We start from the raw sequence: 15,012 nt of genomic DNA, 5'->3' as shown, positions 1-15,012 counted from the left end.
ATAAAAGTTTACATGTTCGGATAATTGGGGCCGCCACCGCCTTCGGGGCACACCCAGACGATATTGTTGGTCGGATCCTTGATATCGCAGGTCTTGCAGTGGACGCAGTTCTGCGCGTTGATCTGCAGGCGCGGCTCACGCGTTTCAAGCCCGACAATCTCGTAGACCCCAGCCGGACAATAACGCTGCGCCGGCTCAGCATATTTTGCCAGATTGATATCGATCGGGATATGCGGGTCCTTGAGCTTCAGGTGGACTGGCTGGTCTTCCTCGTGATTGGTCGAGGAAATGAAGACCGAAGACAGCTTGTCGAAGGAAATCACACCGTCCGGCTTCGGATAGGCGATCGGTTTGAACTGCGCCGCCGGCTTGAGCGAATGGGCATCGCTCTTGGTGTGATGCAGGGTGCCGAAGATCGAGGTGCCGCCCATCAGGTTCGTCAGCCACATCTCGACGCCACTGATCAGGGTGCCGAGATTGGTGCCGAACCTTGTCAGCAGCGGCTTGACGTTGCGGACAAGCTTCAGCTCTTTTTTCACGTCAGAATGGTCATAGGCCTTCTGGTAGCCTTCCAGCACCCGCGGCGCCTCACCCGAGCCAAGTGCTTTCACGACCGCATCGGCGGCCATGATGGCCGTCTTCATAGCGTTGTGACTGCCCTTGATACGCGGCACATTGACGAAGCCTGCCGAACAGCCGATCAGCGCCCCACCGGGGAAGACCAGTCGCGGCACGGACTGGTAACCGCCTTCATTGATGGCGCGGGCGCCATAGGCCACGCGCTCGCCGCCTTCCAGCACCTCGCGGATCGACGGATGCTGCTTGAAGCGCTGGAACTCATCGAACGGCGACAGGTACGGGTTCTCGTAATTGAGATGGACCACAAAGCCGATCGAGACATAGTGATCGCCGAAGTGATAGAGGAAGGAACCGCCGCCCGTGCGGTCATCCAGCGGCCAGCCCAGCGTGTGCTGCACCAGGCCGGGCTTGAACTTTTCCGGCTTGACCTTCCACAGTTCCTTCAGGCCGATGCCGTATTTTTGCACATCGCTCTTGGCGTCCAGCTCGAACTTGCGGATGACCAGTTGCGACAGCGAGCCACGCGCGCCTTCGGCAAACAGCGTATATTTGGCGCGCAGTTCCAGGCCCGGCTGGTAGTCCGGCTTGTGATGGCCATCGCGGGCAATGCCGAACACCCCGGCCACGACGCCGGCGACTGCGCCCTCGTCGTCATAAAGCACTTCCGAACAGGCCATGCCGGGATAGATCTCCACGCCCAGGCCTTCCGCCTGCTCGGCCAGCCAACGGCTCAGATTACCAAGCGAGGCGATATAGCAGCCGTGATTGCTCATATAGCCGGGCTTGGGCAGGGCAGAGATATCCATGGCGCCCTGCGGCCCCAGATAGATGAACTTGTCGTCCGTCACCGGCGTTTCCAGCGGCGCGCCCAATTCTTTCCAGTTGGGAAAGAGCTGGTTCAGGCCCGAGGGATCGATCACCGCGCCTGAGAGAATATGGGCGCCGATCTCGGAGCCCTTTTCCAGCAGGGCGACGCTGATTTCCTGCCCCGCCTTCTGCGCCTGCTGCTTCAGCCGGATGGCCGCCGACAGGCCGGCCGGACCGCCGCCGACGATGACGACGTCATATTCCATGGCCTCGCGCTCGATAATGTCGGCTTGGGTATCGGCCATGATCTTCAACTCCTTCACCGGACGCCTGTGCGTCCTGCATAACTCTGTCGTGGCGGGCTTTCGTTCCGGGGCTTTCTTTTGCTTTGAATTTTGCGCCCGCCGTCACTATGACTAGTCGGACTATATTCGCTTGAGGCCCCTGCCCGTTATGATTCCGTCCGATGACCTCCGTTCAGAGATCGAAAGCTATCTCGGCTTCCTGATCGATCATGAGCTGGAGGACATCTATGAAACTGAGCCTCTTAATCGGACTCTCTCTGAAAATAAACAGGCATTTAAGCGTGCCCCTGCGGCATCCGCGCAAATTCACGTTATACCGGCGCAACCGGGACACACTGTCAACGCCCTGAAACCCCAGGGTCTGGCCCATCTCGATACCGGCACAGTTCTGCACGAGGCCCGGCAACGCGCCACGGCCGCGCGCACGCTTGATGAGCTCTATGCCGAACTGGAGGCCTTCCAGCACATGCCGCTGCGCCACGAAGGCGGCAAGGGCATTGTGCGCTTCCGCGGCAATCCCGACCCCGACCTGCTGGTGATCGGCGAATGTCCGGATGCCGAGGAAGACGCGGCCAGCACCGCCTTCGCCGGCAAGCCAGGCGAGATGATGGACAAGGCACTGAAAGCCGCCGGGGTTTTCGAAAAGAGCCTGCTGGCCCCTTGCGTTTTCTGGCGCCCGGCCGGCGGCCGTCCCCTCACGCCCGAAGACATCAGCCTGAACGCCCCCTTTATCCAGGCCCTGGTCCGGCTGACCGCACCTAAAGCCATACTTCTGCTCGGCTCTCCGGCGGTCTCCTGCGTCATGAATCTCGACCAGAGCCTGGCCAAGCTACGCGGCCGCATCGTGAAATACACAGCGGAGTCCCCCTTGCCCGTCATGGCCAGTTATCCGCCGAATTTCCTGCTGAAACAGCCCCAGGCCAAGGGCCTTTTCTGGCGCGACCTGCTGCAACTGGTCGTCGAGGCTGGTCTTTAAAGCGGTATCAACAGAGTGTGATTCAACCCACGGGCACTGTGACTTGCCTTATTGATGGCGCATATCCACTGTACCTCGTAAGACGGCAAGCGGGATCGCTTGCCATAAAATCAATCTTTGATAAGCTCGTTAACGAATATCAAACGGCACCGGCGCCTTCGACTTCCAGCCGGTCCCGCACTGAAACAGGAAGCCGCTTTTGCCCCTACGCCACCGCACTCTTATCAGCCTGACTGCCCTGGGCTTTATTCTCATGACCGGCGCCCCCGCCTGGTCAGCCACCACGAAAGAACCGGGCAAGACGGAAAAGGCCCAGCCTGAACTGCGGGCCGCCGTCACCAAGAAAAAGACCGCGGAAGCGAACAAGACGGACAGCAAGAAGAGCGATACGGCAAAGACGGTAAAGGCCTCGGCCAGCACCAAAAGCAAAAAGGCGGCGGACAAAAATGACGACGCCAAGACGGTAAAAACCAAGGCCGATACGACCAAGACCGGCGCCAAGACCGGCGCCAAGACCAGGACTGCCGAAAAGGTCGCTGACACATCCTCGAAAAAGACAGACAGCCCCGAGACCAAGTCGGGCAAGGCCACTAAGAAAACCGAACTGGCCGACGCCACATCTTCAAAGAGCACCGGGAAGAACGCTGGCAAGAGCGGCAAGAAGCCTGCCGCCGATCGCGATGACGATGACGCGCCGGCCGCGAAAAAGCTGGCTTCCAAGGATAGCGACAAGGATATCAGCAAGGCTACGCGTATAAAGCTGGCCGATGCCTGTGGCACGAAGGCCAAGGCGAAAACCAAAAAATGCAAGGCCGCGCAACTGGCCGCCGCCACCGAAAAGAAGAAGGCCGACCGCGCCCTGGCCAAGCAGCTGGCGGCCGTCAAGCCGATCACCTTCCTGCCCTCGCCAGAATTCCCCAAAATCGAGGTGGCCACGCCGGTCAATAACGGCCCGGTGCCTTATCATACGGTCGCAGGCCAGGGCACACTGGCGCCCACCCCGCTGAACAATGCGCTCAATTCCGCCGATGCCGCGCTGTACCAGACCGCCTATACCCTGATGGACAAGGGTGATTTTGCCGGGGCCGACGCCCAGCTGGCTCAGGTCGGCGACAAGCGTCTGATGGGCTATGCCCAGTATCACAAACTGTTCAGCGCCGGTTATTCGTCGACCTATGAAGAACTGACCGCCTGGCTGCAGGCCTATGGCGATCACCCCATGGCCATGCAGGTCTGGTCCCTGGCCAGGCGCAAGAAGCCCTCCGGTGCGCCCGATCCCGCCCTGCCCCTGCTGGCGGCGGGCGCGCAGGCACCGGGCACGCTTACCGGCGGTGCCGGCGTGCAGTTGGCCGGCATGACCACCCTGTCCGGCAGCAGCTATGCCACGGGTTCGGATGACGCCGCCCCTTCCAGCGATACCGACCTGACGCCGAAATCGGCGCGTTCGGCCTATAACAACGGCCAACTGACCCAGGCCGTGACGCTCGGCCGCCAGATCGGAGATCACTGGGTCGCCGGCCTCGCCGCCTGGCGCCTCAAGCGTTATGACGACGCCATGGCGGAATTCCGTTTCGTCAGTTCCGACCCCAGCACCAATGCCTGGACCCGGTCGAGCGGCGCCTACTGGGCGGCACGCTGCGCGCAGAAGCTCAACCGGACGGACGATGCCGAGACTTTCCTGCAACTGGCCGCCAGTTTCCCCTTCACCTTCTATGGTCTGCTTGCCGAGGAACGCCTGGGTGTAACCTCCGCCATCAGCCTGGCCAAGAAGGGCCTGCCGCCGACTTTTGGCCGCGAGGACCGCTCTGCGCTCAGCGCCAGCCTGACCGACGATTTCAGCTGGACGCAGAACCAGCCGCGCGCCCAGCGCGTCAATGCCCTGGTCCAGGTCGGACGCAATGCCGACGCCAAGACAGAGTTGCAGACCGCCATACAGAGCGCTGCCAATGGTGAGGAGCGCGACCGCTGGCTGGCCTTCGGTGCCAAGACCCACGTCCAGGTCAACCAGCTGAAGCCCACCGACCACCTGTTCGACGTGTCGCTCTATCCGATCCCCGACATCACCCCCAAGGGCGGCTACAAGGTCGACAAGGCGCTGATCTTCGCCATTGCCCGCAAGGAAAGCAAGTTCAATGCACAGGCCCACAGCTATGCCGGCGCCTATGGCCTGCTGCAGCTGATGCCGGCCACGGCCGCTCTGGTGCAGTCCGATCCGAGCTTCAACAGCAAGCCCAAGCAACTGCTGATCCCGTCGGTAAACCTGAGTGTCGGCCAGAACTATATCAACCGTCTGTCGGGCTCATCGATCGTCGATGGCGACCTGTTGCGCACCATCGCCGCCTATAATGCCGGCGCCCGTCCGGTGAAGGACGCGGTCGATTCACTCGGCAATGACGCCGATTCGCTGCTGGTGATGGAATCCATTCCGGTGGCCCAGACCCGGCAATATGTCGAGGAAGTCGTCGCCAATTACTGGATTTACCGCCAGATCATGGGCAAGGACAGCAAGACCTTGGCCCAGGCTGCCAACGACGCGCGCATCATCGATATCTCAGCAGATGCGCCCTTACCGAGCGACAATGTCGCCCTGGCGGATTAATCAGGCCTTCTTTGGTGGCTTTGGCGGCACGCCCAGCATATAGGCCAGGAAGCCAAAGCTCTTGGCGATCCCTCTCCACAGCGCGCCCCGGGCGTGAAAACGCGTGGCATTGGTGGTCAGCGAGGCCCCCATTGGCCGAAGGCGCGCACGACCGAGCGCCATAGAGAGCGCAACATCCTCGAAGGCCACCTGATCCTTGTAGCCGCCGATGGAATCGTACAGCGCGCGCGACAGCAGAAGGCCATGGTCGCCACTTGGCATGGCAAGCCAGCGGGCGCGCAGGGCCAGCATTTCCGCCCATAGCCCCACCAGAATCGACGGATCGTCGAAGCGCAGATGGAAATAGCCCGCCTGGAGCGGATAGTGCTTCATATGCGCCTGCACCTGATCCATCCAGCCCTCGCCCAGCTGCGAATCCGAATGCAGAATCAGCAGCCAGTCGCCACGCGCCTCACGGCAGCCCTGCCAGAGCTGCAGGCCGCGTTCATGATCGGTATTAACGATCCGGCAGCCGGTCGAATCGGCGATTTCGAGCGTCGCGTCGTCCGAGCCACCGTCGACAATGACGACCTCCTTGATCACACCTTCCACGACCCCCGGCACTAGGGCGGAAAGGGTGCGCGCCAGGTGATCTTCGGCGTTCAGGGTTGGCATGACGACGGAAATCAACGCGAAAACACTCCTACCAGCTCAACATGACCGGACCACAAGAACTGATCGATCGGGCTCACCCTGTCCAGCGAAAACCCGGCTTTCACAAGGATGTTAGCGTCGCGGACAAAGGTCGAGGGATTGCAGCTGACCGCGACCACGCGCGCCACCTGCGAGCGGGCGATCTCCGCGGACTGGGCCTCGGCCCCAGCGCGCGGCGGATCGAAGACAATAGCGTCGAAGCCCTTCATCTCCTCGGCCAGCATCGGCCGGCGGAACAGGTCGCGCACTTCTGCGGTGATGGTCTTGAGACCCGGTGCGGAGCCCAGCGCCGCTTTCAGGCTGGCTATCGCCGGCGCCGCCCCATCGGCGGCATAGACCACGGCCTTTTCCGCCAACGGGAAGCTGAAGGTGCCCGCACCGCAAAAAAGATCGGCTACGCGGGCGGCTTCGCCGACACCGGCCTTGACCAGGCTCACCATGTCGTTTTCCGCCGGCACGGTGGCCTGCAGGAAAGGCCCGATCGGCAGCCCCACCCGCGCCTTGCCGAAACGCACGCTTGGGGTACGGGCCATGTACAACATGTCATCGCCCATGGTGACACGAGCGAAATCGGCTTCGGCGGCGCACATGGCGATATTCATGCGGGCATCGGCCGACAGGCCGCCAGATTTCGTGCGCTCGACGCCGGAAATATCGATATCGAGCCCAGTCAGCGAGGCCGTGACATGCAGGATCGGCGCAGATTTCGGATGTTCGAACAGATAGCCCGCCAAGGCCTTCAGCTGCGGCAGCGCGCTCACGATCGCCGGATCGGATACCGGGCATTCGCGTATGGCGACCAGATTCCACGACTTGCGCGCCTTGAAGCCCAGTTCGACCGATTTCCCAACCTTGCGCACATGCAGACCCACGCGGCGGCGGCTCTGCACTGGCGTGGTCAGTATCGGCAATACCTCGGTTTCCAGACCAGCACGACGCAACAAGCCCGACACCATGTTCTGCTTCCACGCGCTGTAAGCCGGCAGGTCCCAGTGCTGCAGGGCGCAGCCACCACAGGCAGTGAAATGGGCGCAAACCGGCGCGATCCGCTCAGGACTGGCATCGAGCACTTCGAGCAGTTCCAACCGGTCTTTTCCCTGCCGTACCCTTACGCGCTCACCGGGCAGGGTCAGGGGCACAACGAGGCCGCCAGCCGTCAGGCCATCGCCCTGAAAGCCAATTCTCTCGATATGTGCCTCGAATTCCGACATGTCGTTTCCGTTTACGGGAAAAGACGCCCGCATAAAGCACGGCGGTCAAAATGCAAGTTTTATCGAATTTTTATGTGGCTGGCCAAAATCCGCACATGAACCTTTCCGCATAACGGCGATATTAACCCTGTAGCTTTCCGGAGACTCACCATGCCCCGCCCCTACCCTGCGCCACATCCCTCTCATCATCTCAACCCTTACGTGACCATAGCCCTTCTGCTGGCCACCTTGGCCGCTCTGTTGCTGCCGACTGCCGCCACGGCCGGTGATCGCGATGGTTATGGCCGTTCGACCTATTATTACGGCGGCGAGCAATATGCCGGCGATACGCCCTACATGGATGACAGCTACCACGCCCAGTATGACCGGTATGGATATCGCAGCTCCGGCTATCGCCACGGTTATACGCGTAGTTATGAACGCGACTACAATGGTCGCGATTATGCCTGCGGCTGTCGTTACGGCCGCACTGCCTACTACCGGACCTACAACTGGAAGGGCGAACACGAGTACCGCCAGGCCACACGCCAGTCATATAGCTATGGTTCTGGCAGCCGCTATGACGATGGTTACTGATGGCGGCTATTAAGGACAGCTCTGACGATCAGGGTTAATTATGAACAAACATGAACGAACCGCTCAAATCCCGTTCATGTTGCACACTGTATAAACCTCGTTACAAACGGCCCCGTTTCCCCTTCCCGCGAACCGCGCCGTAACAGCGAAGGAGATTATCATGACCAGGATGACACTCACCCACAAGATCGCGCTTTCCGCCCTTGCCGTGACGGCGGCGGCGGCCATGGCCATGCCGGCGGCAGCGGCGCGCTGCTATCATGACAGCAATGCCGATGGTGCCATTGTCGGCGCCATTGCCGGTGCAGCCATTGGCAACGCAGCGTCCGGCCGTCATGACCGGGGTGCCGGTACGGCCGCCGGCGCCGTGATCGGCGCGGTGGCGGGCGCCGCCATTGACGACAGCAATGACGAATGCCGCTACGACGACGGTTATAGTTATGATGACCGCTATGACCGCCGCTATTATAACGGCTATCCGCGGACCTACTATCGCGAGCGCGGCTACGCCCCTCCGCCTCCGCCGCGCGGTTATTACCGCGAGCGTTATTATCGCCACGACCGCTACGACCGTCACTGGTAAACGAAAAAAGCCTCCGGAAACATCCGGAGGCTTTTTAATGAACTTAGGCTGCGATCAGACCTTGGGTTTCTTGACGTTCCAAGACAGCAGGGTTGAGGCCCAGTAATTCCACACACTGGAGATCAGGGTGGCGATAATGCCTGCCACAACATAATGGATATGCAGTTGGTCCTTCATGAACAGGGACAGGCAGAGACTGATCAGCGCGCCGAGCGAACAGGCAATATAGAAACGGATCAGACCGCCGAGAACGCGCCAGCCCTTGAGGCGGCGGTCACGGAAGGTGATCAGGTTATTGAGAAAGAAGTTCCAGGTCATCGACAGCCAGATGGCCAGGCTGTAATTGATAAGGTCTTCCTTGTTGTACTGGTAGCGGTAGATCGGGAACTGCCCCGGCACTGTCAGGAAGTGGTGCCCCAGAAAAAGCAGGATCGTGTAAATCACGACGCCGCTCAGGCCGACGCCGGCGAACAGAACGAACTTGGCCGGCAGCAGACCGCCCGTCGCCTTTTCCACCAGCAGCGCACCAAGATCGAGCACCACGCGCAGGTCGAGCTTGGAGACACCGCCTTGGCGTTCACGCAATGCCGCCTTGACCTCGCCGAAGCGCGGCTTTTTGGGTGCCGAAGCGGCAATATCAAGCAAAATCTTGAAGCCGATCCCCGTCAGCTTGGGGCGCGCGGATTCGTAATATTCACGCGTCATCAGGAAGCAGCCGCTCATCGGATCGGACAGCGGGACGCGCAGCACCAGGCCAGTCGCCCAGGTGGCCGCCTTCGAGCCGATATCGCGGATGCCGCTCAAGCCGGTATCGGTCGTGCCGATATAGCGGGAAACACAGACCAGATCCTTGTCACCTTTCATGATCATATCGGCAAGGGCACGGATCGCGTGCGGATCGTGCTGGCCATCGCCGTCCATGACGCCGAGATAGCGGCCGTTGGCGATATCCCAGCCCTTGATCGCCGCGGAAGACAGGCCGCGCTCATTGACGCGGACGTGCAGGCGGACATTCGGCCGCGTCTTCGCCAGGTCAAGCACCTCGGCGGCAGTGTTATCGGCCGAATTATCATCGACCACGATGATTTCATGGCTGATGCCAGAAAGAGTGTCACTGATCTCTGTAATAACACTGCGGATAGCGGCGCCCTCGTTCAGGGTGCAGATGATCAGGCTGAGATCAGGGCCGGCGCCGGCGGCGGAGGCAGACTCGATATTCTTCAAAAAGGAAACTCCCACAGCCTCCGTGCCCCCTGGGACCTTCAGCCATCAACAAAAAAACCGTTGTTCACCTTAAGAGCGCAGAGGATGGCAAATCTATGGTGGCCCCCTGCCCCGAAATTCAACACCCGCATCAGGCCTGACACAAAAGGGCCCAACTAACGCCGTTCGGACTCGTTAAGTCCTAAATAAGAAAATGCTCATTATCCGTTTAGAGCCTATAATTCAATGGTCAAACTCAGCCTCCCCCGCCTCCCCGGCCATGCGTCACCCACATCGACGCCCACGCCCGCCTGGCTGCCGCTTATTTTTTTCCTGCCGCTGATCGTTGGCATAATCACCAAGATCCTGCGTTCGAAATATATCTTTTCCGAATACCAGTCGGTCGCCTGCGCCGGACTCAAGGCCCTCTCCGGCCAGCCCATCTATGCGCTCAACCTGCAATGTGAAGGCATGCGCGCTGCCAGCTTTGTCTATATTCCCGGCGTGGCGCAATTCGCCGCCTTTTTTGAACGCCTGCTGACCGAACCGGGCTTTATGGTTCTCTATCTGCTGCTTTATGTGGCCGCCGCCGTCGCTCTGGTTTTCGTCCCCCTTCTGGGCCGCAAAGCGCCCGGCCACTGGCGCGACAAACTACCTTTCGCCGTCTTTCTCAGCGGCAGCGGCTTCATGCTCGGCAATATCGCCGTCATCCTGCACGGCATCGTGCTGGCCGGCGTGCTGGCCATAGAAATTTCACCCTGGCTGTTCGTCGCCGCCGTGGTGGTGACCGCCTGGGTCAAACCGATCTTTCTGACCTACCTGATGGTTATCCTGCTGCTTGATCAGCCGCTAAAGCGCCGCTGCCAGTTGCTGGCCACGGGCGCGATCGCCGGGCTGGCGCCGATGGCGGCTTTCGTTCTCAATGGCGGCGAACTGGCCAGGCAATGGTATGACCTGCTATCGCACTATGTCTATGACGTGACCCCTGGCGTGGGCTTCTTCGGCTGGCTGGAACTGGTCGGCATCAATTCAGCCCCTGTCGGCGCCAAGCTGGCCTATCTCGTCTTTGCCGGCCTGATGACTCTGAGCGGTCTCGTTCTCGCCAGGTCACTGAAACTGAATACACGGGAAAGACTCTGGTTAGGACTTTCGTTGGCCGTGCTGCTAATTCCGCGCATTATGGCCGAGGACATGGCCCTGCTTGGGCCGGGCCTGCTGATCGTCGCAAACCGCGCGGCTGAAAGGGCTACAAAATATGAAACCGCGCTCAAAAACGCGCCCGGCATTGTCTTTGCGCTATGTGCCGTGGCCCTGGCCGGCGCCCTCACCGGACTGGCGGATTACAGCGAACCGGTCATACTGCTGGGCTTCAGTCTGTTCATCCTGTGGCTGGGCGCGCGTTTCTCGAATGCCCCCTTCCGTCTTCTGGCGCTTCGGCTTACCATGACTCTTGGTGGGGCGCGTAAATCCGGATCGACTGTAAATTGATGAAACTCCCTGCCTGGCTGCATACCCCGACTGTGGATGCCCTGACCTGGTTCGAGCGCTTTACCCAGCGAAAGCGGAACCTGTGGTTTTTTTCGCTGTTCTTCCTGTTTCCGCTGGTCGGCAACCTGGTCAGCCGCCTGACCAAGGCGCGCTATTGGCTGCCCGATTTCGACGCCGTGCTTTGCGCAGCGCACAATGTCTCGCATGGCCTGTCACCCTATGACCTCACCCCTGTCTGCGACGGCATCCGCCCCACCCCGTTCGTCTATGCCCCTCAGGTCGCCCATTTCTTTGCGCCGCTCGAAACCGTCTTCGGTCTGGGCGGCACGCGCTGGGCCTTTGCCCTGGTTTACGCGCCTGCCATGCTGTGGCTGTTCTGGTATGCGGTGCTGAAGCCCATCGACAAGGCGCCCTGGCATTTGCGCCTGATGACCTTGGCCGCCATGGTCGGCAGCGTCATTTCCTGCGGCAATATCGGATTACTTCTGCACGCCCTGACCATACTGGCGGCCCTGCAGATGTCGAAATCGCGTCTGCCCTTCATCGCCATGGTGATCTGCGGCGCACTGGTCAAGCCGGTCTTCCTGACCTACCTGGTCGTGCTCATGCTCGAAAACCGACCTTTCATCGCCCGGCTGCGCACTTTTGGCCTGTCGATGATCATAGGCATAGCCGCCCTTGCCACGCTGTTCCTGACGGCCGGCACCTTCAGCGATGAATGGCGCCACACCCTGAACGCCATAGTGATCCTCGAACAGCCCGGCATCGGCTTCTTCGCCACGACCTCGGCACTGGGCCTGGATACGGCTTCGCCCTTCACCCTGATCGCCCTGGCCGCCTTCGCCCTCTGCATGGGACTGGCCGGACTAACCCTGGCGGAATGGGGTGGTCTCAATACCGAGGAACGCATTATATTCGGCCTGGGGCTATCGCAGTTCCTCAATCCGCGCCTCATGGACTATGACATGTTCACCCTGGCGCCCTGCATGGCCATGGTCATCCTGATGCCCCGGCCTCTCGGCCACAAGGCCTTTGCCTGGATCAGCTGGGCCTTTACCGCCACGCTCGTCTTCTGCGTGGTGTGCAATATACTGGAGGTCCGCGTCGTTCACCGCGCACCGGTGGCCATCTTCGCTTACAGCCTGATCGTGCTGACGGTGGCCGGGCTCACCGCCTGGCCCCAGAGGCAGCGGATTATCGGCTGGTTCCGTAATCCCCTACCTGTCCTGCAAGACATACTGGCTCAGCGCGTATAATAAGAAAGCCCCGCCATCCGGCGGGGCTTTCTTATTATTGAGCCGCTTTCAGGCGTTCGAGTGCGGCGGAAAGCCTGGCCTTGCCACTTTCCGCTTCTTCCAGGCGTTCGCGATTTTCCGTGATCACCTCTTCCGGCGCCTTGCTGACAAAGGCCGGATTATCGAGCTTGCGACGCACGCCTTCGATCGTCTTGTCGAAATCGGCCACGCCTTTCGCCAGTCGCGCCATCTCGGCCTTCAGGTCGATGAATTCGGCAATAGCCAAGTGCGCCGTCGCCTCGCCGGCCACGAAAGGCACCGACCCCGGCGCCGCCTCCCCGACCCTGGCTTCGGACAGACGCCCGAGGAACAGGATCAGGTCCTTGTGGGTCTTCAGACGCTCGGCGGTCACCTCCGAGGCCCCGCTCAGGGACAGCGGCGCGCGCGCCGACCCCGGCACGTTCATTTCCGAACGGATCGAGCGAATCTCGCTGATCAGGTCGATCAGCCAGTTGATCTCTTCGTCGGCCTCGGCATCGATAGCGGTTGCATCGAACCGGGGCCAGGTATGCGCGATCAGCATGCCTTTACCGCCGGTCTTCTCCCACAGTTCTTCGGTGATGAACGGCATGACCGGATGCAGCAGGATCATCGCCTGATCGAGCACCCAGGCCGTCATGGCGCGAATTTCCGTCTTGGCGGCCTCGTCATCGCCGTTGAGGATCGGCTTGGCCAGTTCGAGATACCAGTCGCAGAAGACGTTCCAGATGAACTTGTACAGCACATTTGCCGCGTCATCGAAGGCGCAGGCTTCCAGCGTCTGGGTGACCGCCGACAGGGTCTTCTGCACCTCGCCGCGTATCCAGCGGCTGAGGGTCAGCTTGACCGCTGACGGGTCGAAGCCTTCAACACGGGCGCATTCATTCATCTGGGTGAAGCGCGTGGCGTTCCACAGCTTGGTGCCGAAATTGCGATAGCCTTCGATGCGTTGTTTGGCCAGCTTGATATCGCGTCCCTGCCCCGACATGGCGGTCAGGGTGAAGCGCAGGGCATCGGCGCCGAACTCGTCGATCAGCACCAGCGGGTCCATGACATTGCCCTTGGACTTCGACATCTTCTGGCCCTTGTCGTCACGGACCAGGGCATTGATAAAGACGCGCTTGAACGGCGCCTGGCCGGTGAAATGCAGCCCCATCATCATCATCCGGGCCACCCAGAAGAAGATAATGTCGAAACCGGTGATCAGGGTATGGGTCGGATAGAAGCGCTTCAGGTCTTCGGTATTCTCCGGCCACCCCATGGTCGAGAACGGCCACAGCGCCGACGAGAACCAGGTATCAAGGACGTCTTCATCGTGCTTCAGCGTGACCTTTTTGCCGAAATGGGCTTCGGCCTGAGCCAGGGCCTCGGCTTCGCTTTCGGCGACAAAGATGAAACCGTCCTCGGCATACCAGGCCGGAATGCGATGCCCCCACCAAAGCTGGCGCGACACGCACCACGGCTCGATGTTGCGCATCCATTCGAAATAGGTCTTTTCCCAGTTGCGCGGCTCGAACACCGTGCGGCCGTCCTCGACCGCCTTGATGGCTTCCTTGGCCAGCTCGCCGGCATTGACGTACCACTGATCGGTCAGGAAAGGTTCGATGACGACGCCGGAGCGGTCGCCATGCGGCACCATGTGCTTCGTCTTCTCGATGGCCTTGAGCCAGCCTTCTTCTTCCGCGCGGGCGATGATTGCCTTGCGAGCAGCAAACCGCTCCATGCCGCGATAGGCTTCCGGCACAGGGTCGAAGGCCAGCAGATTGGCCTGGGCATCGAGGATGTTGATCTGCTCCAGATCATGGCGTTTGCCGACCTGGAAGTCGTTGAAATCGTGCGCCGGCGTGATCTTGACCGCGCCGGAGCCCTTGGAAGGATCGGCATATTCGTCGGCCACGATCGGAATGCGGCGACCGGTGATCGGCAGGATCACGAACTTACCAACCAGATCCTTGTAGCGCTCGTCTTCCGGATGGACGGCCACGCCGGTATCACCCAGCATGGTTTCCGGGCGCGTGGTCGCGACAACGATATAGTCGCGCGTCTCCGTCGTCTCGTTGCCCTCTTCATCCTTGACCGGGAACTCATAGGTCACGCCGTCCGCCAGCGGATAGGCGAAATGCCAGTAATGGCCATCGACCTCCTTCTGCTCGACTTCGAGATCGGAAATAGCGGTCTGGAACTGCGGATCCCAGTTGACCAGCCGCTTGTCACGATACATCAGTCCTTGCTTGTGTAGGGTGACGAACACCTTACGCACCGCCGCCGAAAGCCCATCATCGAGGGTAAAACGCTCTCGCGACCAATCGCACGACGCCCCCAGACGGCGCAGCTGGCGCACAATGGTGCCTCCCGACTCGGCCTTCCATTCCCAGACCTTGTCGACGAACTTGTCACGCCCCATTTCGCGACGGCCTTCATTCCCAGAGGCCGCCAGTTGCCGCTCCACCACCATCTGAGTAGCAATGCCGGCATGGTCCGTGCCGGGCAACCACAGCGCCGCCTTGCCACGCATGCGCTCAAAACGCGTCAGCACATCCTGCAGAGTATTGTTCAGCGCGTGGCCGATATGCAGGCTGCCCGTCACATTGGGGGGCGGAATAACAATCGAAAAGGTCTCATGCGCATCCGAAGGCGAGAAGACACCGCTCTCCTCCCACTTCTTGTACAGACGGGGTTCAACGGCCGAGGGATCGAAGGTTTTTTCCAGCATGGTCT

The 15,012-nt window shown here is 60.7% G+C and carries 11 protein-coding genes; 6 read left to right on the top strand and 5 right to left on the bottom strand.

What is annotated here, in order from left to right; genetic code table 11:
- Nucleotides 1-8: 8 nt before the first annotated feature.
- Entirely contained in the window at nucleotides 9-1,691 is a 1,683-nt protein-coding gene (locus tag QM647_RS07770; RefSeq protein WP_414994937.1) for a 4Fe-4S dicluster domain-containing protein, read from the bottom strand.
- Nucleotides 1,692-1,839: 148 nt separating this feature from the next.
- Between QM647_RS07770 and QM647_RS07765 the strand changes: the two genes are divergently transcribed.
- Both QM647_RS07765 and QM647_RS07760 read left to right on the top strand, forming a co-directional pair.
- A complete protein-coding gene (locus tag QM647_RS07765) occupies nucleotides 1,840-2,667 on the top strand; it encodes a uracil-DNA glycosylase (RefSeq protein ID WP_414994936.1) in 828 nt (275 codons plus the stop codon).
- Between the two features lie 199 nt (nucleotides 2,668-2,866).
- The gene (locus QM647_RS07760; RefSeq protein WP_414994935.1) at nucleotides 2,867-5,266 is read left to right on the top strand and encodes a transglycosylase SLT domain-containing protein; all 2,400 of its coding nucleotides are present in this window, start codon (nucleotides 2,867-2,869) and stop codon (nucleotides 5,264-5,266) included.
- Here QM647_RS07760 and QM647_RS07755 read toward each other — a convergent pair whose 3' ends face one another.
- Together QM647_RS07755 and QM647_RS07750 are read right to left on the bottom strand one after the other, a co-directional pair.
- Nucleotides 5,267-5,920 carry a glycosyltransferase gene (locus QM647_RS07755; RefSeq protein ID WP_414994934.1) on the bottom strand — a complete coding sequence of 218 codons (654 nt, stop codon included), beginning with the start codon at nucleotides 5,918-5,920 and terminating at the stop codon, nucleotides 5,267-5,269.
- 11 nt (nucleotides 5,921-5,931) lie between these two features.
- Nucleotides 5,932-7,170 carry a class I SAM-dependent RNA methyltransferase gene (locus tag QM647_RS07750; protein WP_414994933.1) on the bottom strand — a complete coding sequence of 413 codons (1,239 nt, stop codon included), beginning with the start codon at nucleotides 7,168-7,170 and terminating at the stop codon, nucleotides 5,932-5,934.
- 150 nt (nucleotides 7,171-7,320) lie between these two features.
- Between QM647_RS07750 and QM647_RS07745 the strand changes: the two genes are divergently transcribed.
- Both QM647_RS07745 and QM647_RS07740 read left to right on the top strand, forming a co-directional pair.
- On the top strand, nucleotides 7,321-7,746 hold the full coding sequence (locus QM647_RS07745) for a hypothetical protein (protein ID WP_414994932.1): 426 nt from the start codon (nucleotides 7,321-7,323) through the stop codon (nucleotides 7,744-7,746).
- A 160-nt stretch (nucleotides 7,747-7,906) separates the two neighbouring features.
- On the top strand, nucleotides 7,907-8,329 hold the full coding sequence (locus QM647_RS07740; protein ID WP_414994931.1) for a glycine zipper domain-containing protein: 423 nt from the start codon (nucleotides 7,907-7,909) through the stop codon (nucleotides 8,327-8,329).
- Nucleotides 8,330-8,383: 54 nt separating this feature from the next.
- Here QM647_RS07740 and QM647_RS07735 read toward each other — a convergent pair whose 3' ends face one another.
- Nucleotides 8,384-9,553 (bottom strand): glycosyltransferase, encoded by a 1,170-nt coding sequence (locus QM647_RS07735; RefSeq protein WP_414994930.1) that lies wholly within the window; start codon nucleotides 9,551-9,553, stop codon nucleotides 8,384-8,386.
- A gap of 225 nt (nucleotides 9,554-9,778) precedes the next feature.
- On the opposite strand from QM647_RS07735, the gene QM647_RS07730 reads away from it, so the two are divergent.
- Together QM647_RS07730 and QM647_RS07725 are read left to right on the top strand one after the other, a co-directional pair.
- Nucleotides 9,779-11,020, top strand: coding sequence for a hypothetical protein (locus QM647_RS07730; RefSeq protein WP_414994929.1), 1,242 nt, complete (start codon nucleotides 9,779-9,781; stop codon nucleotides 11,018-11,020).
- Entirely contained in the window at nucleotides 11,020-12,276 is a 1,257-nt protein-coding gene (locus tag QM647_RS07725) for a hypothetical protein (protein WP_414994928.1), read from the top strand. Before QM647_RS07730 ends, QM647_RS07725 begins: the two co-directional genes overlap by 1 nt.
- Nucleotides 12,277-12,310: 34 nt before the next feature.
- Here the strand turns inward: QM647_RS07725 and QM647_RS07720 are convergent, their stop codons facing one another.
- Nucleotides 12,311-15,007 carry a valine--tRNA ligase gene (locus tag QM647_RS07720; RefSeq protein WP_414994927.1) on the bottom strand — a complete coding sequence of 899 codons (2,697 nt, stop codon included), beginning with the start codon at nucleotides 15,005-15,007 and terminating at the stop codon, nucleotides 12,311-12,313.
- Between the last annotated feature and the right edge of the window lie 5 nt (nucleotides 15,008-15,012).

This window comes from Asticcacaulis sp. (genome assembly GCF_047605585.1).
GTDB lineage: Bacteria > Pseudomonadota > Alphaproteobacteria > Caulobacterales > Caulobacteraceae > Asticcacaulis.
The sequence above is the reverse complement of the archived record's forward strand: the minus strand, read 5'-3'. Positions and strand labels throughout refer to the sequence as shown.